20 protein-coding genes are annotated in these 20,699 nt (G+C 72.6%); 11 read left to right on the top strand and 9 right to left on the bottom strand.

Translation table 11 applies throughout. The annotated features are described in order from the left end of the window. Positions 1 to 33 precede the first annotated feature (33 nt). Together HUT06_RS11865 and HUT06_RS11860 are read left to right on the top strand one after the other, a co-directional pair. A complete protein-coding gene (locus tag HUT06_RS11865; RefSeq protein WP_217711284.1) occupies positions 34 to 294 on the top strand; it encodes a helix-turn-helix transcriptional regulator in 261 nt (86 codons plus the stop codon). After that, positions 291 to 884 carry a hypothetical protein gene (locus HUT06_RS11860; RefSeq protein WP_176195774.1) on the top strand — a complete coding sequence of 198 codons (594 nt, stop codon included), beginning with the start codon at positions 291 to 293 and terminating at the stop codon, positions 882 to 884. The genes HUT06_RS11865 and HUT06_RS11860 overlap by 4 nt, the downstream gene beginning before the upstream one ends. Here the strand turns inward: HUT06_RS11860 and glgP are convergent. Next, the gene (glgP, locus tag HUT06_RS11855) at positions 881 to 3,484 is read right to left on the bottom strand and encodes an alpha-glucan family phosphorylase (protein ID WP_176195773.1); all 2,604 of its coding nucleotides are present in this window, start codon (positions 3,482 to 3,484) and stop codon (positions 881 to 883) included. The two genes, HUT06_RS11860 and glgP, sit on opposite strands and share 4 nt — an antisense overlap. A 301-nt stretch (positions 3,485 to 3,785) precedes the next feature. Between glgP and HUT06_RS11850 the strand changes: the two genes are divergently transcribed. The 3 genes from HUT06_RS11850 to HUT06_RS11840 all read left to right on the top strand — a co-directional run bounded on the left by HUT06_RS11850 (position 3,786) and on the right by HUT06_RS11840 (position 9,072). Next, positions 3,786 to 5,777, top strand: a complete 1,992-nt coding sequence (locus HUT06_RS11850; RefSeq protein ID WP_217711283.1) for an alpha-1,4-glucan--maltose-1-phosphate maltosyltransferase — start codon at positions 3,786 to 3,788, stop codon at positions 5,775 to 5,777. Between the two features lie 98 nt (positions 5,778 to 5,875). After that, positions 5,876 to 7,636: a maltose alpha-D-glucosyltransferase gene (treS, locus tag HUT06_RS11845; RefSeq protein ID WP_176201308.1), complete on the top strand. Its 1,761-nt coding sequence runs from the start codon at positions 5,876 to 5,878 to the stop codon at positions 7,634 to 7,636. A gap of 2 nt (positions 7,637 to 7,638) precedes the next feature. Then, positions 7,639 to 9,072: a phosphotransferase gene (locus HUT06_RS11840; protein WP_176195771.1), complete on the top strand. Its 1,434-nt coding sequence runs from the start codon at positions 7,639 to 7,641 to the stop codon at positions 9,070 to 9,072. A 19-nt stretch (positions 9,073 to 9,091) separates the two neighbouring features. Here the strand turns inward: HUT06_RS11840 and HUT06_RS11835 are convergent, their stop codons facing one another. Continuing rightward, entirely contained in the window at positions 9,092 to 9,859 is a 768-nt protein-coding gene (locus tag HUT06_RS11835; protein ID WP_254715127.1) for a GntR family transcriptional regulator, read from the bottom strand. 205 nt (positions 9,860 to 10,064) lie between these two features. Here HUT06_RS11835 and HUT06_RS11830 point away from each other — a divergent pair, with 205 nt between their 5' ends. The 3 genes from HUT06_RS11830 (at position 10,065) to HUT06_RS11820 (ending at position 13,330) form a co-directional block, all read left to right on the top strand. Beyond that, the gene (locus tag HUT06_RS11830) at positions 10,065 to 10,283 is read left to right on the top strand and encodes a hypothetical protein (RefSeq protein ID WP_176195770.1); all 219 of its coding nucleotides are present in this window, start codon (positions 10,065 to 10,067) and stop codon (positions 10,281 to 10,283) included. A 425-nt stretch (positions 10,284 to 10,708) separates the two neighbouring features. Continuing rightward, complete coding sequence (gene glgB / locus HUT06_RS11825; RefSeq protein ID WP_176195769.1) at positions 10,709 to 12,940, top strand: 1,4-alpha-glucan branching protein GlgB; 2,232 nt, start codon at positions 10,709 to 10,711, stop codon at positions 12,938 to 12,940. A 39-nt stretch (positions 12,941 to 12,979) separates the two neighbouring features. Further along, positions 12,980 to 13,330: an ACT domain-containing protein gene (locus HUT06_RS11820; RefSeq protein WP_176195768.1), complete on the top strand. Its 351-nt coding sequence runs from the start codon at positions 12,980 to 12,982 to the stop codon at positions 13,328 to 13,330. Between the two features lie 20 nt (positions 13,331 to 13,350). Here the strand turns inward: HUT06_RS11820 and HUT06_RS11815 are convergent, their stop codons facing one another. Further along, positions 13,351 to 14,208, bottom strand: a complete 858-nt coding sequence (locus HUT06_RS11815) for an NUDIX domain-containing protein (RefSeq protein WP_176195767.1) — start codon at positions 14,206 to 14,208, stop codon at positions 13,351 to 13,353. 101 nt (positions 14,209 to 14,309) lie between these two features. Between HUT06_RS11815 and HUT06_RS11810 the strand changes: the two genes are divergently transcribed. The 3 genes from HUT06_RS11810 to HUT06_RS11800 all read left to right on the top strand — a co-directional run bounded on the left by HUT06_RS11810 (position 14,310) and on the right by HUT06_RS11800 (position 17,121). Further along, a complete protein-coding gene (locus HUT06_RS11810; RefSeq protein WP_254715126.1) occupies positions 14,310 to 14,798 on the top strand; it encodes a PaaI family thioesterase in 489 nt (162 codons plus the stop codon). 143 nt (positions 14,799 to 14,941) lie between these two features. Further along, entirely contained in the window at positions 14,942 to 16,645 is a 1,704-nt protein-coding gene (gene sppA / locus HUT06_RS11805) for a signal peptide peptidase SppA (protein WP_176195766.1), read from the top strand. Beyond that, the gene (locus HUT06_RS11800; RefSeq protein ID WP_176201305.1) at positions 16,630 to 17,121 is read left to right on the top strand and encodes a flavin reductase family protein; all 492 of its coding nucleotides are present in this window, start codon (positions 16,630 to 16,632) and stop codon (positions 17,119 to 17,121) included. The genes sppA and HUT06_RS11800 overlap by 16 nt, the downstream gene beginning before the upstream one ends. Before the next feature lie 41 nt (positions 17,122 to 17,162). Here HUT06_RS11800 and hutI read toward each other — a convergent pair whose 3' ends face one another. The 6 genes from hutI to HUT06_RS11770 form a co-directional block, all read right to left on the bottom strand. Next, positions 17,163 to 18,326 carry an imidazolonepropionase gene (gene hutI, locus HUT06_RS11795; protein WP_254715124.1) on the bottom strand — a complete coding sequence of 388 codons (1,164 nt, stop codon included), beginning with the start codon at positions 18,324 to 18,326 and terminating at the stop codon, positions 17,163 to 17,165. A 96-nt stretch (positions 18,327 to 18,422) separates the two neighbouring features. Further along, on the bottom strand, positions 18,423 to 18,728 hold the full coding sequence (locus HUT06_RS11790; protein ID WP_176195765.1) for a hypothetical protein: 306 nt from the start codon (positions 18,726 to 18,728) through the stop codon (positions 18,423 to 18,425). A gap of 30 nt (positions 18,729 to 18,758) precedes the next feature. Continuing rightward, on the bottom strand, positions 18,759 to 19,115 hold the full coding sequence (locus HUT06_RS11785; protein ID WP_176195764.1) for a hypothetical protein: 357 nt from the start codon (positions 19,113 to 19,115) through the stop codon (positions 18,759 to 18,761). After that, a complete protein-coding gene (locus tag HUT06_RS11780) occupies positions 19,112 to 19,696 on the bottom strand; it encodes a hypothetical protein (protein ID WP_176195763.1) in 585 nt (194 codons plus the stop codon). The genes HUT06_RS11785 and HUT06_RS11780 overlap by 4 nt, the downstream gene beginning before the upstream one ends. 79 nt (positions 19,697 to 19,775) lie before the next feature. After that, entirely contained in the window at positions 19,776 to 20,123 is a 348-nt protein-coding gene (locus HUT06_RS11775) for a twin-arginine translocation signal domain-containing protein (protein WP_176195762.1), read from the bottom strand. Beyond that, positions 20,120 to 20,683 carry a hypothetical protein gene (locus HUT06_RS11770; RefSeq protein WP_176195761.1) on the bottom strand — a complete coding sequence of 188 codons (564 nt, stop codon included), beginning with the start codon at positions 20,681 to 20,683 and terminating at the stop codon, positions 20,120 to 20,122. Before HUT06_RS11770 ends, HUT06_RS11775 begins: the two co-directional genes overlap by 4 nt. Positions 20,684 to 20,699 lie beyond the last annotated feature (16 nt).

The raw sequence follows: 20,699 nt of genomic DNA, 5'->3' as shown, positions 1-20,699 counted from the left end.
GCCGGTCTCGCCCGTGATGCGGAGGGACCGGCCGTGATCCGGAAGACTGGCGCGGTGTCCGCCGACAAGGAGACCGTCTACAACCGGATCCCGGTGCTGAGGGCCGAGCGCGGCGTCTCGCGCCGCGACCTGGCCGCCGCGCTGGGCGTCCACTACCAGACGGTCGGCTACCTGGAGCGGGGCGAGTACAGCCCCAGCCTGCACCTGGCCCTGCGCATCGCCGAGTACTTCGAGGTGCCGGTCGAGGTCGTCTTCTCCCTGAAACCCTTCCCCCGAATCGGAGGCACATCATGACCAGGCGCTCCTCCGGGTGGCGCGAGCGGTACCGGCACAAGCGCGCGGCCCGCCTCGCGGCCCTCGACGAGCAGTTGGAGAGCCGGCTGCCCGCCCGCTACGCGCGGCGGCGGCCCCGCCGGGTGCTGGCGGGGGCGGGCGCGGTCACGCTCGGATTGTTCTGGGTGGACGCCGCCGTCTCGTGGGTGCTGGCGCCGAGCGACACCGCCATGATCGCGAACTTCGTGATCCTCGGGGTCCTGGTGGTGGTCGGGTTCCCGCTCGCGGGGCAGCTGATGGCGGTGACGCGGGGCCTCACCTCCAAGCGGGAGGACGAACTCGACGAGCGGCAGCTCCTCGCGCGGCTCCGCGCGTACGCGACCGCGCACCGGGCGACCACGTTCGTGCTGGCCGCCGTGCTGATCGTCACGAGCGCCGTCGACACCGAGGGCCGCGAGTCGCAGATCCCCGGCGCGGCGCTGTTCCTCATCCTGTTCGCCATGCTGGCGACGCACGTGCTCCTCCCGCTCGTCGTCGCGACCTGGCAGACGGCCGACCCACCGGACGACGACGAGGACGAGGCGGAGGACGAGGAAGACGCAGAGGCTTAGCGCAGGTCTCCGTTCGTCATGCCCTGCGGGGCGGGCGGGAGGGCGACGAGGCCCAGTTCCGCCCGTCCCGACAGCAGCGGGTGGCTCGGCACCACCCGGACGCTGTAGCCGAACGCGCCGCTGCGCCCGAGGGGGACCTCGCCGGCGTAGCGGCGCCGCCCGTTCTCGGCCGGCCCGGCCTCCGCGAGCTCCAGGTAGGACGGCTCGACGAGCGTGTCGGCGTCGTCGACCCGGCCGTAGGCGACCTCCACGGCGACGTCGCCGGGGTCGAGGCCGCCGAGGTCCACCACGACCCGCACCGCGAGCCGCGCGCCGACCTGCGGGCTCTCGGCCCCGTTGGACTCGACGTGCTCGACGGCGACGCCCGGCCACGCCTTGCGGACCCGCTGCTTCCACGCCGCCAGCTCCCGCGCGCCCGCGTAGTCGCCGGCGACCATCGCCCGCTCGGACGCGGCGGCCGGGGCGTAGAGGCCCTCGACGTACTCGCGCAGCATCCGGGTCGCGAGGACCTTCGGGCCGAGCGTGGCGATGGTGTGCTTGACCATCTCCAGCCAGCGGCGCGGCAGCCCGGCGCCGTCCCGGTCGTAGAACGTGACGGACACGTGGTCCTCGATCAGCTCGTACAGCGCGGCGGCCTCCAGCTCGTCGCGCCGGTCGGGGGCCGACAGGCCGTCGGCGGACGGGATGGCCCAGCCGTTCTGGCCGTCGTACCACTCGTCCCACCAGCCGTCCAGGATGGACAGGTTCAGCCCGCCGTTCAGCGCCGCCTTCATCCCGGACGTGCCGCTCGCCTCCAGCGGGCGCAGCGGGTTGTTCATCCACACGTCGCAGCCCTGCACCATCAGCTGCCCGAGCGCGATGTCGTAGTCGGGCAGGAACACGATGCGGTGCCGGACGTCCTCGGAGTCGGCGAACCGCACGATCTGCTGGATGAGGCGCTTGCCGCCCTCGTCCGCCGGGTGCGCCTTCCCGGCGATGACGATCTGCACGGGGCGCTCCGGGTCCAGCAGGATCGAGCGGAGCCGGTCCGGGTCGGTCATCATCAGCGTGAGCCGCTTGTAGGACGGGACGCGGCGCGCGAACCCGATCGTCAGGACGTCGGGGTCGAGGGCGTCGTCGATCCAGGAGACCTCGGCCTCGCTGGCGCCGCGCTGCCGCCACGACGCGCGGAGCCGGCGCCGCGCGTCCAGCACGAGCCGGCGGCGCAGCAGGGCGCGCATCCGCCAGATCTCGGGCTCGGAGACAGCGCGGACGCCCTCCCAGCCGCGGCCGCTCTCCATCACCGACGGCAGCTCGCGGGCGGTGAACTCCAGCACCTCGCGCGCCACCCACGTCCCGGCGTGCACCCCGTTGGTGATGGATCCGACCGGGACCTCGGCGAGGTCGAACCCGCCCCACAGGCCGCCGAACATCTCCCGGCTGACGCGCCCGTGCAGCTCGCTGACGCCGTTGACGCGCTGCGCGAGCCGCATCCCCATCACGGCCATGTTGAACACGGTGCGGTCGCCGCCGGGGTAGTCCTCGCTGCCGAGCGCGAGGATCCGGTCGACGGGGACCTGCCCCTCCTCGTTGGCGCCGCCGAAGTAGCGGCCGATCAGCTCGCGGGGGAACCGGTCGATGCCGGCGGGGACGGGCGTGTGCGTGGTGAAGACGGTGCCGGCGCGCGTCGCCTCCAGGGCCTCGTCGAACGTCAGCCCGTCCTCCGACGCCAGCTCGCGGATGCGCTCCAGGCCGAGGAACCCGGCGTGGCCCTCGTTGGTGTGGAACACCTCGGGCGCCGGGTGGCCGGTGATGCGGCAGTACGCGCGGATCGCGCGGACGCCGCCGATGCCGAGCAGCATCTCCTGCAGCAGCCGGTGGTCGCCGCCCCCGCCGTACAGCCGGTCGGTGACGTCGCGGGCCGCCTGGTCGTTGTCCTCGACATCGGAGTCCAGGAGCAGCTGCGGGACGCGTCCGACGCGCGCGATCCACACCTGCGCGCGCAGGGCGTGCCCCTTGGGGAGGCCGATGGCCACGTGCACCGGCGTCCCGTCGCGCTCGCGGAGCAGGGTCAGCGGGAGGCCGTTGGGGTCGATCGGCGGGTAGCGCTCCAGCTGCCAGCCGTCCGGGGACAGCGACTGGGAGAAGTAGCCGTGCCGGTACAGCAGCCCGACCCCGAGGATGGGGACGCCGAGGTCGCTCGCCGTCTTCAGGTGGTCGCCGGCGAGGATGCCGAGCCCGCCGGAGTACTGCGGCAGCGCGGCGGTGATGCCGTACTCGGGCGAGAAGTAGGCGATGCAGGCCGGGCCGCCGTCGCCCTCCGCGCGGCTCTGGTACCAGCGCGGCGCGGTGAGGTACTCGCGCAGGTCCTCGGCGGTGTCCTGCAGGCGGCGCAGGAACCGCCGGTCCTCGGCGAGGCGCTCCAGCCGCTCCGGGGCGACCTCGCCGAGCAGCCGGACCGGGTCGTGGTGGACGGCCTTCCAGAGCGCGGGGTCCACGGCGCGGAACAGGTCGAGCGTCTCGTGGTGCCAGGACCAGCGCAGGTTGAGGACCAGTTCCTCGAGCTGCCGGAGCGGCTCGGGAAGGACGGTGCGGACCGTGAAACGTCGGATTGCCTTCACACAACACCACGCTAAGCGCTGGGATCGGCTGGGCGCGACGGCGGGGATCGGGCCGCCGGCGCGCGGTTCGATGGCCCGGTACCCGCCTGGGCCGCGAAAACCCCCGGCGGCGTTGGGACTTTCGCCCGTTCGGACGGTCACGGACCGGGTTCGGAAGAGCACGTAAAGTTATCCCAAACTACTCGGCGGTAGGTCCGGCGTCGCGGGCATGGGACGTTTCGGAAGTCCCGCTCGGGTAGGGGGGAGAGAAGTCCCGCTCGGGTAGGGGGGAGACATGCACGTCGAGTCCGGAACATCCCATATGACCGGAATTCCGAGGCTTGGTCGCATTCCGATTCTGGACGTGTCGCCGGTGGTGGGGTGCGGCCGGTGGCCGGCGAAGGCCGTGGTGGGTGAGACGGTCGAGGTGTCGGCGACGGTGTTCCGGGAGGGGCACGAGCGGCTGGGCGCGGCGGTGGTGCTGCGCACGCCGGGCGGCGAGGAGCTGCCGGGTGAGCGGATGGCCGAGGTCGGTGCGGGGCTGGACCGGTGGTCGGCGCTGGTGACGCCGACGGAGTTGGGGTCGTGGTCGTTCCGGGTGGAGGCGTGGGGCGACCCGATCGCGCACTGGTGGCACGACGCGCAGATCAAGGTGCCCCGCGGCCAGGACGTCGAACTCATGCTCACCGAGGGCGCCCTGCTGTTCCAGCGTGCGGCGGAGGCCGTCCCCAGCAAGGACCGCCCGACGCTGGACCGGCTGGCGAAGTGCCTCGGGGACGAGACCGTCCCGGTCACCGACCGGATGGAGGCCGCCGCCGACCCCGATGTCGCCGTCGTGCTGGAGCAGCATCCGCTGCGGGATCTGCTGACGGTGTCGGACTGGTACCCCCTGGTCGTGCACCGCCAACGCGCCCTCTACGGCGCCTGGTACGAATTCTTCCCCCGGTCTGAGGGCGCCACCTTCGACCCCATGGGACGCCGGGGGCCGACGTCGGGGACGTTCCGCACCGCGATGAAACGGCTCCCCGCGATCGCCGACATGGGCTTCGACGTCGTCTACCTCCCACCGATCCACCCGATCGGGACCACGTACCGCAAAGGACCCAACAACACCCTGGACGCCGGCCCCTACGACCCCGGCTCCCCCTGGGCCATCGGCTCACCCGACGGCGGCCACGACACCGTCCACCCCGACCTGGGCACCCTCGACGACTTCGACGCCTTCGTCGCCCACGCCGGCGACCACGGCCTCGAAATCGCCCTGGACCTGGCGTTGCAATGCTCCCCCGACCACCCCTGGGTCCACCAGCACCCCGAATGGTTCACCCACCGCGCCGACGGCACCATCGCCCACGCCGAGAACCCGCCCAAGAAATACCAGGACATCTACCCCCTCAACTTCGACACCGACCCCGACGGCCTCTACACCGAGATCAAACGCATCCTCCACCACTGGATGGACCACGGCGTCCGCATCTTCCGCGTCGACAACCCCCACACCAAACCCGCCGCGTTCTGGGAACGCCTCCTGGCCGACATCCACACCACCGACCCCGACGTCCTCTTCCTCGCCGAAGCCTTCACCCGCCCCGCCATGATGCACACCCTCGCCAAAATCGGCTTCCACCAGTCCTACACCTACTTCACCTGGCGCAACACCGCCGACGAACTCACCACCTACCTCACCGAACTCACCGGCCCCGCCGCCGCCCACATGCGCCCCAACCTGTTCACCAACACCCCCGACATCCTCAACCAATACCTCCAGCACGGCGGCCGCCCCGCCTTCGAGATCCGCGCCGTCCTCGCCGCCCTCCTCTCCCCCACCTGGGGCATCTACAGCGGCTACGAACTCTGCGAGAACACCCCCGTCCGCCCCGGCAGCGAGGAATACCGCGACTCCGAGAAATACCAGTACCGCCCCCGCGACTGGGACACCGCCGACCGCACCGGCACCACCATCGCCCCCCTCATCACCCAACTCAACACACTCCGCAACACCCACCCCGCCCTCCAGCAACTCCGCAACCTCCACTTCCACCACATCGACCAACCCGAACTCCTCGCCTTCTCCAAACGCCACCTCCACGACGTGGTCCTGGTGATCGTCAACCTCAACCCCCACCAACCCCGCGAAGCCACCGTCCACCTCGACCTCCCCGCCCTCGGCCTCCCCGACGACCCCCACCGGCCCCACACCGTCACCGACCAACTCGACGGCGCCACCTACACCTGGACCCAGTCCAACTACGTCTACCTGGACCCCCAGACCCGTCCCGCCCACGTCCTGACGTTCGGGAGCAGCGAGAGTTGAGCGGACCCCACGAGCCAGACCCCCCGGCGCGGCCGGGTGCCGTGCCGGGCCCGGCACCGGGCGCCGTGCCGCGGGACGAACCCGTCCCGGACGTCCCCCTGGAGACCGTCCCCGCCTCCTCGGAACCGGTTCCGGACGCGTTCAGCCCCGAGACGCCGCGCGATCCGCACTGGTTCAAGACGGCGGTGTTCTACGAGGTGTCGGTGCGGGGGTTCGCCGATTCCAACAACGACGGCTACGGCGACCTGCGCGGCCTCATCTCCAGACTCGACCACCTGCAATGGCTCGGCATCGACTGCCTGTGGCTGCTGCCCATCTACCAGTCACCGCTCAAAGACGGCGGCTACGACATCGCCGAGTACACGCGGATCCTGCCCGACTTCGGGGAGCTGGGGGATTTCGTGGAACTGGTGGAGGAAGCGCACGCGCGCGGTATCCGGGTGATCGCGGACCTGGTGATGAACCACACCTCCGACCAGCACCCCTGGTTCCAGGCCTCCCGCACCGACCCCGACGGCCCCTTCGGCGACTTCTACATGTGGGCCGACGACGACACCGGCTACCCCGACGCCCGCATCATCTTCGTCGACACCGAGCAGTCCAACTGGACCTACGACCCCGTCCGCGGCCAGTACTACTGGCACCGCTTCTTCACCCACCAACCCGACCTCAACTACGACAACCCCGACGTCCAGGACGCCATGCTGGAGAACCTGCGCTTCTGGCTCGACCTGGGCATCGACGGATTCCGCCTCGACGCCGTCCCCTACCTGTACGCCCGCGAAGGCACCAACTGCGAGAACCTCCCCGAAACCCACACCTACCTCAAACGCGTCCGCGCCGAAGTCGACCGCCTCTACCCCGACCGCGTCCTGCTCGCCGAAGCCAACCAATGGCCCGCCGACGTCGTCGAGTACTTCGGCGACCCCGCCGCCGGCGGCGACGAATGCCACATGGCCTTCCACTTCCCCGTCATGCCCCGCATCTTCATGGCCGTCCGCCGCGAACAGCGCTACCCCATCTCCGAGATCATGGCCCAGACCCCCAAAATCCCCGAATCCTGCCAATGGGGAATCTTCCTGCGCAACCACGACGAACTCACCCTGGAGATGGTCACCGACGAAGAACGCGACTACATGTACACCGAATACGCCAAAGACCCCCGCATGAAAGCCAACATCGGCATCCGCCGCCGCCTGGCCCCCCTCCTGGACAACGACCGCAACCAACTCGAACTCTTCACCGCCCTCCTGCTCTCCCTCCCCGGCTCACCCGTCCTGTACTACGGCGACGAGATCGGCATGGGCGACAACATCTGGCTCGGCGACCGCGACGCCGTCCGCACCCCCATGCAATGGACCCCCGACCGCAACGCCGGCTTCTCCACCTGCGACCCCGCCCGCCTCTACCTCCCCGTCATCATGGACCCCATCTACGGCTACCAGGCCGTCAACGTCGAAGCCCAGGCCAACAACCCCGGCTCCCTGCTGCACTGGACCCGCAAAATGATCGAGATCCGGCAGCGCCACCCCGTCTTCGGCGTCGGCTCCTACGTCGAACTCTCCGCCTCCAACCCCTCCGTCCTCGCCTTCACCCGCGAGATCGACGGGTCGGACACCAACCAGTGGGGCGGCATGGACACCGTCCTCTGCGTGAACAACCTGTCCCGCTTCCCGCAGCCGGTCGAGCTCGACCTGCGGCGGTTCCGGGGCTCCGCACCGATCGAGTGCATGGGCGGCGTCCAGTTCCCGGCCATCGGCGACCTGCCCTACCTGCTGACGCTCCCCGGGCACGGCTTCTACTGGTTCCTGCTCCCGCCGCCGCCCGCCGAGCGCGAACCGGGAGAAGGGGTGATGTAGCCGTGCCGCCGCCCGACCATTCCCTCGTTCGGCTCCTGTCCGACTGGCTGCCCAGGCAGCGGTGGTTCGGCGGCAAGGACGGCCCCATCGACGAACTGTCCATCGGCACCGCCACCGAACTGCGCACCGGCGACCCCGCCCTGCACCACCTCGTCCTCGACGTCCGCCAGAACGGCACCACCGACCGCTACCAGCTCCTGCTCGGCGTCCGCCGCGAGCTGCCCGACCGGCTGCGGGCCGCCGCGATCGGACGGGCCGCCGGGCACCCCCCGATCACCGGGCACGTGTACGACGCGGCCCACGACCCGGACCTGACCCGCGTGCTGCTGGACCTGATGGCGAGCGAGGCGGCCGTCGGCCCGCTGCAGTTCCGCCGCGCGCCCGGCACCGGCGTCCGCACCGGCCTGGAGGGGCTGCCGGCCTCGGCCGAGCAGAGCAACACCTCGCTGATCTTCGGGGACGCCTACATCTGCAAGCTCTTCCGGCGGCTGTCCCCCGGCGTCAACCCCGACCTGGAGGTCAACCTCGCGCTCACCCGCCAGGGCTGCGAGCACATCGCCGCCGTCCACGGCTGGATCGAGCTCGACCCCGGCGACCCCGCCGAGCCCGGCGCGGAGCCGGTGACGCTCGCGCTGCTGTCGGAGTTCCTGCGCACCGCGACGGACGGCTGGCAGCTCGCCCTCACCAGCGTCCGCGACTGGTTCGCGCAGCCCGCCCCGCCGGGACCGGCGGGCGGGGTCACGGCCGGGGACGCGGGCGACGCCGGCGGCGACTTCGCCGCCGAGGCCGAGCGGCTCGGCGCCGCCACCGCGCAGGTGCACCGCGACCTCGCCGCCGCGTTCGGCGTGGTGCGGACGCCGCCCGAGGCGCTGCGCGGCATCGTCTTCGCGATGAACGAGCAGCTCGACCAGGTCACCGCCGCCGTCCCGGAGCTGCGCCCGCACGCGCACGCGATCCGCGAGGTGTTCGACCGGGTCGCGGCCGACGCGTCCGAGATGGAGTTCCAGCGCGTCCACGGCGACTACCACCTCGGGCAGGTCATGCGCACCGACGCGGGCTGGGTGCTGCTGGACTTCGAGGGCGAGCCGGCCCGCGCCCCGGGCGAGCGCCGCGCCTTCGCGCACCCGCTGCGCGACGTCGCCGGGATGCTGCGCTCCTTCGAGTACGCGGCGCGGTTCCTGCTCGCGCGCGACGGCGGCCTGCCGGACGGCACCGCGGAGGCCCTGGAGGTGCGCGCCCGCGCCTGGGCCGAGCGCAACCGCGCGGCGTTCTGCGCCGGCTACGCCGCCGCGGGCGGCCCCGACCCGGCCGCGCACGAGGCGCTGGTGCGGGCGTTCGAGTTCGACAAGGCGGTCTACGAGGTCCGCTACGAGGCGAGCAACCGGCCGTCCTGGCTCCCCGTGCCCCTGCGCTCCCTGGCCCGCCTGGCGGGCTAGCCCGGGTCGCGAACCGGGTTCACAGGTCGATCGAATAGTCGAGGACGACGCGGTCGGCGGGCAGGACGATCTCGCGGCAGACCTCCATCACGCCGGCGTGCGCCAGCAGCCGGCGGGTGATGCCGAGGACGGGGACGCCGCCGGTCATGCGGAGGGTCTCGGCCTCCTCCGGCGTCGGCATCCGGGAGCGGACGGCCTCCTCCACCCGGACGGCCGGGTGCCCGAGGTAGGCGAGCTGCGCGAGCGTCCCGCCGGGCCACGGCTCGCGGGCCGGGTCGGCGACCGGGGTGTCGCCGACGAGGTCCCACGGCAGGTAGTTGACGGAGATCTGCTGCGGCTCGCCGCGCGCGAAGAAGACGAACCGGCGGCGCAGCAGCTCGGTGCCGGCCGGCAGCTCGAACAGCGCGCCCAGCTCGCCGTCGGCCCGCACCCGGGTGAACTCCGTGTCGAGCCGGTAGTCCGCCCAGCCGATCTTCTGGTCGCGGGTGAAGGTCGTCTCCGGGACCGCGAGGGGCCGGGTCACCGCGCGGTACCGGTCCATCGCGACGCGGCGCGCCGGCGGGACGACCCTGACGAGGGTGCCGCCGCCGCGGCGGGTCTCGACGAGCCCCTCGCCGCGCAGCAGCGCGACCGCCTGCCGGACGACGATCTCGGAGACGCCGTGGATCTCGCACAGCTCGGCCATGGTCGGCAGCCGCGTCCCCGGCGGGAGGCTGCCGTCGCGGATCCCCTCCCGCAGCGTGTCGGCGATGCGCAGGTAGGCGGGGCGGTCCGGCACCGGCGTCACCTCCCTACTCTGCGCCGCGCGCGCCCCGCGCGGCGTTCGAACGATGTTCGAGTCGGCGTTCGATCCTGGTCCGTCCCTCCCCGCCATCCATACCTTCCACGCGCTATCCGGGAGGGCACGGTCCGCTTACGGACAGCTTGACACCTCTTGGCCCGAGTAAGACTTTTGTATACAGAAGAACGACCTCGGGGAAGGGACGACCTTGATGGGCGACTTCGACGTGTTGAAGGCGGCCATCGAGGAGGAGTTCCCGGGCTGGCAGGTGTGGCGCAGCGACGCAGGCCGCTGGTACGCGACCCGCATCGGCGACCTCACCGACGCCGAACTCCAGGCGGGATGTGCGATGACCGTGGCGGCGGACGACTCGGAGGGGCTCCGCCGGCTGCTCGTCGAACAGGCGCACGGAGGGCACGGGGACCGGTGACCGGAGGCCATGGGGAACAGCGCGGCCCGGTCCGCGAGCGGGGGCGGACCGGGCCCGGGCGCTCCGGTGCGCAAGGTACCTGTGTCGCTGAGGTGACACAGGAGTGGATCCTCGGGCGGCGGGGTCGGTGTCACCCCTGGGGCGAGGTGGACGTGACCCGGTAGCGGGCGGCGGGCGGGGAGCCGCCCCACGGAACGTGGCCGCACGGGCGGCGGCATTCGGCGCGACCCCACGACGCAGAGTCGCGCCGCCCGTGCGGCCGCAAGCCCGCGCTCGCGGCCGCGAGCACCTGCCCGCCAGGTCGCGGCCGATCGCCGATCTTGAACGTCAAGCTCGCGGAAACAGGTCCTCCGGTCATGTGAGAGCACCGCTTCTCGGGGCACTCCTAGAGGGGTAAAACCTCAGTGACGGGAGGCCATGAGCTCATGGCACGGGTGACGCGCGCGGAGATCGACCGGCTCGTCGGCGGCGACCACCACGATCCGCACGGCGTCCTCGGGGCGCATCCGGGCCGGGACGGCGTGACCGTGCGGGCGCTGCGCCCGCTGGCGGAGAAGGTCGAGGTCGTCCTGCCGAACGGCGACCGGCACCCCCTCCGCCACTTCCACCAGGGCCTGTTCAAGGGCACCCTGCCGAAGGGGGCCTCCCTCGCGGGCGAGGACGAGCGCGCGGCGCCGCTGGCCGTCCCCGACTACCGGCTCGCCGTCACCTACGGGGACGGCGTCGAGACGGTCCAGGACGACCCCTACCGGCACCTGCCGACGCTCGGCGAACTCGACCTGCACCTGATCGGCGAGGGACGGCACGAGGAGCTGTGGCGGGCGCTCGGCGCGCAGCCCCGCTCCTACGCGTCCGCGCTCGGCACCGTGCACGGGACGGGTTTCGCGGTGTGGGCGCCGACGGCGCGCGGCGTGCGGGTGGTCGGCGACTTCAACCACTGGGACGGCCGCGGCCACCCGATGCGGTCGCTCGGCTCCACCGGCATCTGGGAGCTGTTCGTCCCGGGCGTCGGCGACGGCACCTGCTACAAGTACGAGATCCTCGGCGCGGACGGCGTGTGGCGCTCCAAGGCCGACCCCATGGCGCGGTGGACGGAGCGCCCCCCGGCGACGGCGTCGCGCGTGTTCACCTCGTCCTACACATGGGGCGACGGCGCATGGATGGACGGCCGCAAGGACCACGACTGGCTGCACGAGCCGATGAGCGTGTACGAGGTGCACCTCGGGTCGTGGCGCCCCGGGCTCGGGTACAAGGAACTGGCCGACGAACTCACCGAGTACGTGCGCGACATGGGGTTCACCCACGTCGAACTGCTGCCCGTCGCAGAGCATCCTTACGGGCCGTCCTGGGGCTACCAGGTGACGTCCTACTACGCGCCCACGGCGCGGTTCGGGAACCCGGACGACTTCCGGCATCTCGTCGACCGGCTCCACCAAGCCGGTATCGGCGTCATCATGGACTGGGTGCCGGCCCACTTCCCCAAGGACGAGTGGGCGATGGCCCGGTTCGACGGCACCGCGCTGTACGAGCACGACGACCCGGCGCGCGGCGAGCACCCCGACTGGGGCACGCTCGTGTTCAACTACGGCCGCGCGGAGGTCCGCAACTTCCTGGTGGCGAACGCGTCGTTCTGGCTGGAGGAGTTCCACATCGACGGCCTGCGCGTCGACGCCGTCGCCTCGATGCTGTACCTGGACTACTCGCGCAACGAGGGCGAGTGGTCGCCGAACATCTACGGGGGCCGCGAGAACCTGGAGGCCATCTCCTTCCTCCAGGAGATGAACGCGACGGTCTACAAGCGCAACCCCGGCGTCATGACGATCGCCGAGGAGTCCACGGCGTGGCCGGGCGTGTCCCGCCCGACCCACCTCGGCGGGCTCGGGTTCGGGTTCAAGTGGAACATGGGCTGGATGCACGACACGCTCGAGTACCTGCGCCACGAGCCCGTGTTCCGGCACTACCACCACAACGAGATCACGTTCTCGCTGGTGTACGCGTTCTCGGAGAACTACGTCCTGCCGCTGTCGCACGACGAGGTCGTCCACGGCAAGGGGTCGCTGCTGAGCAAGATGCCGGGCGACTCCTGGCAGCAGTTCGCGGGGCTGCGCGCCCTGCTCGCCTACATGTGGTCGCATCCCGGCAAGCAGCTGCTGTTCATGGGCCAGGAGTTCGGGCAGGGCGCCGAATGGGCGGAGGAGCGCCCGCTCGACTGGTGGCTGCTGGAGAACGCCGCCGAGGGCGCCAACCACCTCGGGCTGCAAAAGCTCGTCCGCGACCTGAACCGCGCCTACCGCGCCGAGCCCGCGCTGTGGACGCGCGACAGCGACCACGAGGGGTTCCGCTGGATCGACGGCAACGACGCGGGCGGCAACACCCTCTCCTACCTGCGCTACGGGACGCCCCGCGCCGACGGCGAGCCTCCGGTCCTGGCATGCGTCGTGAACTTCGCCGGGAACCCGCACGAGGACTACCGGCTCGGCCTGCCCCGCGCGGGCCGCTGGCGCGAGGTCGTCAACACCGACTCCTACGACTACGGCGGCAGCGGCGTCGGCAACCTGGGCCGCGTCGAGGCGTCCGGCGAGCCGTGCCACGGCCTGCCGGCGTCCGCGGTGCTGCGCGTCCCGCCGCTGGGCGCGGTCTGGCTGGTGCCCGAATAGGGGCGCGCGCGCAGACCCGCCCGGTCATAGGGTGGGCGCATGCAACGCCTGCACATCGTTCCGGGCCAGTTCCTGGTCGAGCATCTGCCGCAATCGACGTTCCCCGAGGGCGACGACTGGGTCGCGCTGATCCGCGCCCCGGAGGGCCTCACCGTCGTGCGGGAGGCGTCGCCGTTCACCGAGGCGGAGCGCTGGGTCGGCTTCTACGGTGAGCCGGACGGCCTGGACGTGCCCGGCACGCTGGCCGCGCTCGTGCAGCCGCTCGCCGACGCGGGGGTGCCGGTCTTCGTGGTGTCCACCTACCACGCCGACCTCGTCCTCGTCCCCGAGCACCGCCTGAAGGACGCGACGGAGGCGCTCCGCGGCGCAGGCCACCGCGTCGAGGTCTAAGCCCCGGGTCTGGTCGAGGTCTACAGGCGTTCCAGGAGCCAGCGCGGCCCGGTGACGGCGGCGCCGGCGGCCTCGCAGCGGGCGCGCAGCTCCCGGTCGGCCGTGACCACCAGGTGCGCGGTGCCGGGCCGGGCCTCCTGGACGAGTTCCACGATCCGGTCGTCGCCGCTGCCGGGCGCCGCCACGACGGCCACCCCGTCGGCGGGCTCGTCCGCGACCGGCCGCGCCGCGCCTTCCACGACCAGGACGACCTCGGGGAAGCAGCGGTCGAACGGCACGACCCCGCCGGGCAGGCCCCGCACGCCGCCGGAGAGGGCCTTCAGGTCGTCGCGGAGCCGGGCGTTCGCCCCGGCGCGGTCCTTCCACCAGCCGTCGGCGCGGGCGCCCACGACGTTCGCCGCGTCCACGACGAGGACGAGGGTCGTCATCGAGTCCCGCAGGCGGGGCCACGACCGGGCGAACGGCGCGAACAGCTTGCGGTCGGTGACCTCCTCCTGCCGCACCCATTCGGCCCTGCGCGTCTCCCTGGACGCGGCGTCCACGCGGACGCGCTCGGACAGCGACCCCATCACGGAGGTGAACGACCAGCCGCCGTGGTCCTCGACGCTCGTGCCGTGCACGTTCACCACGCCGGTGTCGAGCGTGCACTCCTCGGAGGTCTCCCGCAGCGCGCCGGTGACGGCGTCCTCGTGGCTGTGCAGCGCGCCGCCGAACATGCCCCACGTCCCGCCGCCGATCCCCCACCAGGCGCGCTGCTGCAGCAGGATCCACACCTGGCCGTCGCCGTCGCGGTGGTAGGCCAGCAGGCCCGCGGCACCGAACCGCCCCCAGTGCGTGTGGCCCTGCCCGCAGTCGGCCCAGCCGTCGCCGTCTCCCATGCGTCCGACGATAGCGCCGGACACTCGTGACGAACGGCATAGTGCCGCCCCGCCGGGCACCGAATACCATTCGAAGATCACCGCTGACCGGGGAGAGTGAGTTGAGCGTCGACGCGAGCGCGGCGGCCCTTCAGGAGGCCGCCGAACTGTGGAACACGCTGTCCGGCGCCGACTTCATCCAGGCGATGGTGGACCGGCGCGTCCCGGAGATCTCTGACATCAGCGACTACATCGGGCAGGACGTGCGGGCCGCCGAGCCGGGCCGCGTGGAGATCGCGTGGTCGCCCGCCGACAAGCTCTGCAACCCGGGCGGCACCGTCCACGGCGGCTTCATCGCGATGATCCTCGACAACGCGGTCTGCCTGGCGGCGAGCAGCACGTGCGAGCACTTCATGCCGATGCTCACCCTCAACCTGAACGTCGACTACCTGCGCGGCGTCCAGTCCGGCCAGACCTACACGGTGACCGGGACGTGCCTGCACCCGGGCGGCACCCGCATGGTCTCCAACGCGCTGATCACCGACACCGCCGGCCGGCCCGTCGCCCAGGCGTCCGCGAGCGTCATCCCCAACAAGGCCTTCGCCCGCTGAACGAGGCCTGTGCCCGCTGAACACGGCATGCGCCCGCTGAGCCGGCCCCCTGCTCCTCGGACGGCACCGGGTCCTCCTTACGTCGGAGCTCACCTGGACTCGGGGTGCAGGAACGGCGCCGGGTGAGCGCATAGGCTGGGCCCATGGTGGATCCCGGCACAGTCGTCAACGTGATCAAGCAGGCCCGCGAGCGGCGGACGGCGCCGCTGATCCTCGAACTCGACCTCACCGACGGGCTCGTGGAGACCGCGCCGGCCGACCCGATCTCGGCGATCCTGTCCATGCGCCGGACGAACCTGCGCGACGTCCTGGACGGGCTGCGCCGCGCCCGCTCCGACGCCCGGGTGCGCGCCCTCGTGGTGAAGGTGTCCGGCGGCATCGGGCTGGCGCTCGTCCAGGAGCTGCGCGAGGCCGTCCAGGCGCTGCGGGACGCGGGCAAGTACACCGTCGCGTGGGCCGAGACCTACGGCGAGGGCGGGCGCGGCACCGTGCCGTACTACCTGGCCACCGCGTTCGACAAGGTGTACCTGCAGCCGACCGGCGAGGTGGGGCTGACCGGCGTCGCGCTGGAGGAGCCGTTCTTCGCGGGCGCGCTGGAGAAGGCGGGCATCGAGCCGCGGTTCGCCAAGCGGTACGAGTACAAGACCATGGCGAACACGTTCATGGAGAAGGCGTACACGCCCGAGCACGAGGAGTCGTCGCGGCGGCTCGTCGCCTCGCTCGGCGAGCAGATCACCGCCGGGGTCGCCGCCGCCCGCGGCCTGCCCGAGGACGCGGTGCGCGCGCTCGTCGACCGCGGCCCGTTCCTCGCCGACGAGGCGCTGGAGGAGAACCTCGTCGACCGGCTCGCCTACCGCGACGAGGTCTACGCCGACCTGCGGGAGCGGTTCGGCGAGGAGGCGCAGCTGCGCTACGTGTCCCGGTACAACCGCGCGCACGGCCTCGCGAGCCGGCTCCCGCAGCCGGGCAGGCAGGACGTCGTCGCGCTGATCAACGGGCAGGGCCCGATCCGGCTCGGCCGCAGCGGGCGCGGCGGGCCGCTGCCGAACTCGGGGCCCGCGATGGGCTCGGACACGATCGGCGCCGCGTTCCGCGCCGCGGTCAAGGACGAGCGCGTCAAGGCCATCGTGTTCCGGGTGAACAGCCCCGGCGGGTCCGCCGTCGCGTCCGACGCGATCTGGCGCGAGGTCGTCCTCGCGCGCCGCGCCGGCAAGCCGGTGGTGGTGTCGATGGGCAACGTCGCGGCGTCCGGCGGCTACTACGTGTCGATGGCGGCCGACACGATCATCGCGCAGCCCGGCACGCTCACCGGCTCGATCGGCGTCGTCGTCGGCAAGGCCGTGGTGAACGGCCTGCTGGACCGCGTCGGCATCGGCCTCGGCGCCGTCGCCGACGGCGCCCACGCCCGGATGCTCAGCGCCACCAAGGACTTCAGCGACTCCGAGTGGGAGCGGGTCAACGCCTCCCTCGACCGGATCTACGACGATTTCACCGCGAAGGTCGCCGAGGGCCGCGAGCTGTCCCGCGAGCGCGTGCACGAGCTGGCCCGGGGCCGGGTGTGGACGGGCGCGGACGCCAAGGAGCGCGGCCTCGTCGACGAGCTCGGCGGCATCGACGCCGCCCTCGGCCTGGCCCGCAAGAAGGCCGGGCTGGCCTCCGACGCGCCGGTCCGGACGTACCCGCACACCTCGCCGCTGGAGCGGCTGCGCCCGCCGGAGTCCAGCGAGGACCGCACGGCCGCGTCCGCCCGCTTCGAGGGGTGGGGGTCGCTCGGCGGCCTCGCCGCGCGCCTCGGGCTGCCCGCCGCGGGCCCGCTGACCCTGCCGGGCGCCTGGGAGATCCGCTGAGCGCCGACTTTGTCGAGGCCGTCGCGGGCTTCGCCACGGGAGTGGCCGTGCTGACGGTCCGCGACGGCCGCGACGACCTCGGCACCACGGTGACCTCGTTCATGTCGGTCTCCCTCGACCCGCCGATGGTCGTGGCGAGCGTGGCGACGTCGTCGTACCTGTCGGAGGTCCTGAACCGGCGGCCCCGGTGGGCGGCGACGGTCCTGGCGTCGGCGCAGCGCGCCCTGGCCGGCCGGTTCGCCGCCGAGGGCCGTCCGAGCGCCCGGATCCTGCTGGCCGCCGAGCCCCACCACCGGGGCCCGCGGTCGGACGCGCTGATCCCGGACACCGGGGTCTCCGCGCTGGAATGCGAGACCCGCCAGGCCATCGAGGCGGGCGACCACACGCTCTTCGTCGCCGAGGTCCTCGCCACCGACTACGTGGCGCGCGACCGCTCGCCGCTGATCCGCGTCAACCGCCGCTACCTGCCCGCCTAGCCGAGCCCGTTTCAGCGGAGCCGGTTTCAGCGGAGCCGGTTTCAGCCGACCCGGCGGCCCGCCTTCCACACGGCGCGGGTCTGCGGGACGCCGGGGCGGTAGGCGAGGTGGATGTGGGACGAGGCGTCCAGGACATGGACGTCCGCGCGCGCTCCCGGGGCGAGGTGGCCGACGTCGGTGCGGCGGAGGGCGCGGGCCCCGCCGGCGGTCGCGGACCAGACGGCCTCGGCCGGGGTCATGCGCATGTCGCGGACGGCTACCGCGACGCAGAACGCCATGCTCGAGCTGTAGCAGGAGCCGGGGTTGCAGTCGGTGGCGAGGGCGACGGTCGCGCCGGCGTCCAGGAGGCGGCGGGCGTCGGGGTAGGGCTGGCGCGTGGAGAACTCGACGCCGGGCAGGAGCGTCGCGACCGTCTGGGACGAGGCGAGGGCGTCCACGTCGGCGTCGCTCAGGAACGTGCAGTGGTCGGCGGACGCGGCGTCCAGTTCGACGGCGAGCTGCACGGCGGGGCCCTGGGTGAGCTGGTTGGCGTGCAGGCGCGGGCTAAGGCCGGCCTTCACGCCCGCTTGCAGGACCTCGCGGGCCTGGTCGGCGTCGAACGCGCCCTCCTCGCAGAAGACGTCCACCCAGCGGGCGTGCGGGGCGCAGGCGGCGAGCATGCCGGTCGCGGCCAGGTGCGCGTAGCCGGCCGTGTCGTCTTTGTACTCGGCGGGGACGACATGGGCGCCGAGGTAGGTGACCTCGTCCGCCAGTTCGGCGGCGATGCGGACGGCGCGCTCCTCCTGCTCGACCGTGAGGCCGTAGCCGGACTTGCACTCGACGGTCGTCGTCCCCTGGCGGGCCATCTCCTCGATGAGGCGGCGCAGGTTGGCGCGCAGGTCGTCGTCGGACGCGGCGCGGGTGCGCTCGACCGTGGTCCGGATGCCGCCCGCCGCGTACTTCTCGCCGCTCATCCGGGCGGCGAACTCCTCGGCGCGCTCGCCGGCGAAGACGAGGTGGGCGTGGGAGTCGACGAAGCCGGGGAGGACGGCCCGCCCGGCGGCGTCGAACGACGCGTCGGCAGGGGGCGCCTCGGATGCCGGGCCCGTCCAGGCGATGGTGCCGCCGTCCATGACCAGGGCGGCGTCGCGGACGATGCCGAGGCCGCCGCCGGCGGCCGGGTCGTTGGTGACGAGTTCCCCGATGTTCGTGATGACCGTGCTCACCAGGGCAGCATCTCACGCGGTGCGGCGGCGTCCCACCCGGTACGGCCGCGTCTCACGCGGTGCCGGCGCCGGCGGGCGCCGGCACCGCGCGGGCCGTCAGCGGCGGCGCGCGTCGGCCTCCAGGAGGGGGGCGGTGCCGCGCGCGGGCGCGCGCAGGTCGACGACTCCGCGCTGCTCGGAGAAGACCTCGACGACCTGCCGGGTGTGGCTGCCGCCGGAGACGTGCTCCATCCGCACGCCGGGCCCGACGCGCAGCGACGTGCACTTGAAGTGGATGGCGTAGACGTTCTGCGCCTCACCGCCGACGACGGAGTCGCACACCATCACCTTCTTCGTTCCGTCCTCCATGTCCTGCACGACCGCGTACCCGTGGTCGGTCGGCAGGTAGTAGTCCGAGCTCATGTGACCGTCCTTTCTCGTATGTGTGGTTGGTCAGAGGGGGCGGACGGGCGAGACGCCCTCGCAGTCGATCCCGAACATCACCCGCTTCCAGTCGCCGGCGTAGGAGAAGATCCCGCCGGACGTGGCGACGCCCAGCCTCGACGGCACCCGCGTCGCGTCCACGTGCCGGCGCACGCGCCCCATCGAGTGGACGCCCTCCATGTCCTGCCAGAGCGACACGTTGAGCAGCGTCCGGGCGCGCCAGGCGACCATCAGCGACGACCCGAGGAACCCGGTCGCGTCCCGCCGCACGTCCCGCGCGAGCCGCTTGTGCAGGACGAGCACGAGGAGCAGCGCCCACAGGCTCGGGCACTCGAACCTCGTGACCACGATGACGCCGCCGGTCACGGCGTCTGGAGCGCCGTCACCGCCGTCACCACCGCCAGCGACACCAGGGCCGTCCCGGACAGGGCGCGAATCGATCTCAGCCATAGCCGTTGCCTTCTCGTTCCCATGTCGACCATCGCGGGCGTGAAGCGCAGGCTCCCCACCGCGACGCTGAGGTTGGACAGCAGCGCCATGCCGACCATGACCGGTGCGGCCGTCCACGGGTCCAGCAGCACCACCGCGGCGACGGCGACCCACACCAGCGACACCGCCTTCTGCGTCGTCACGAGCAGGCCGAGGTCGAAGCCCCAGGCCACGCCGCGCGACCCCGGCGGCAGCCGGTGCACGAGCTGCTGCGGGACCTGCCGCCACACATGCGGCGTCCGGCCCGCCAGGTCGGCGAGCCCGAACCCGAGCGCCACCGCGGCCAGGGCGAGCACCCGCGCGCCCTCCGGCAGGACCTCGTGCACCCCGCGCCCCACCACGTACAGCAGCAGCGCCACGAGCAGCCCGGCGAGGACGCCGCCGGCGGTGAGGCCGGTCAGGAAGCGCGCGCCGTCCGCCGGACGGCGGCGCAGCAGCGGGCCGGAGACTCCGGCCATGGACCGGCCTCAAGGGCTCAGGATGTGCAGGACCGCGCCGATCCCGCCGAGCACCACCCAGGTGACCACGCGCGGCCCGTTAGCTGTAGCGGCACTCGTAGGCCGAGTGCTGCTTGCCGCTGTAGTAGGCCTCGCAGCAGGAGCAGTGCAGGTAGGCGCTCATGGCGCAGCCCCACAGGTAGTCCATGTTGTTGCGGCAGGTGTTGATGGAGATGTTGGGGCAGACCGCGAGGTTGCAGCAGTTCTGCTTGCAGATGGCGTAGGCGGGCTCGGACCGGCCGAACACCGCCGAGGCGGCGGTCAGCCCGCCGGCGCCGAGCGCGCCGAGGAACCCGCGCCGGGCCCACCTCCCGGTCGCCCGCCCCACCCGGCCGCCGGCGCGGCCTCCCGCGTCGCCCCGCGCGCGGTGCTCCGTCGTGGTGGTCATGACACTCCCTTCGGTTCGTTGACCCTCGTCCTGAGGGCCTGGACGTCCTGGAAGACGAGGGCCGACTCCAGCCGCCCGCCGCGGATGACCAGTGCGGTCGGGCTCATCCGGACGTTGAACTCGTCGGCGACCCAGCTGCCGCCCTCGTCGACGTAGTGCGCGAGGCGGTGCAGCCCGTACTGCTGGACGAAGCGGTCGCCGCGCGCACGCTCCGCCGTGGAGACGACCACGGCCATGTCGCCCTCGGCGCCCTTGTCCAGCTCGTCCGACAGCTGCTGGGCGACGTCCTTGCAGGTCGAGCAGGCGGTGCTGAGGACGAGGACGGTCCGGGCGGCGTCGATGTCGGTGCCGGGTCCGGTGAGGCCGGCGAGTTCGGCCGGCCAGCGGCCCGGCTCGGTGCCGAGCCGCGCGTCGTCCAGCGGCCAGATCGCCGGGTCGCGGTCGGCGGCGGTCTCCCGCTCGGTCGGCAGCCGCGAGCTCAGCTCGCCGAGCATCGCGAACAGCAGCACGACTGCCGCGACGAGCACGAGCAGCACGGCGCCGAAGAAGACTTCCATCATGGGGGTGTTCCTCCGT

The organism is Actinomadura sp. NAK00032 (assembly GCF_013364275.1).
GTDB lineage: Bacteria > Actinomycetota > Actinomycetes > Streptosporangiales > Streptosporangiaceae > Spirillospora.
This window is presented reverse-complemented; position numbering and strand designations above follow the sequence as displayed.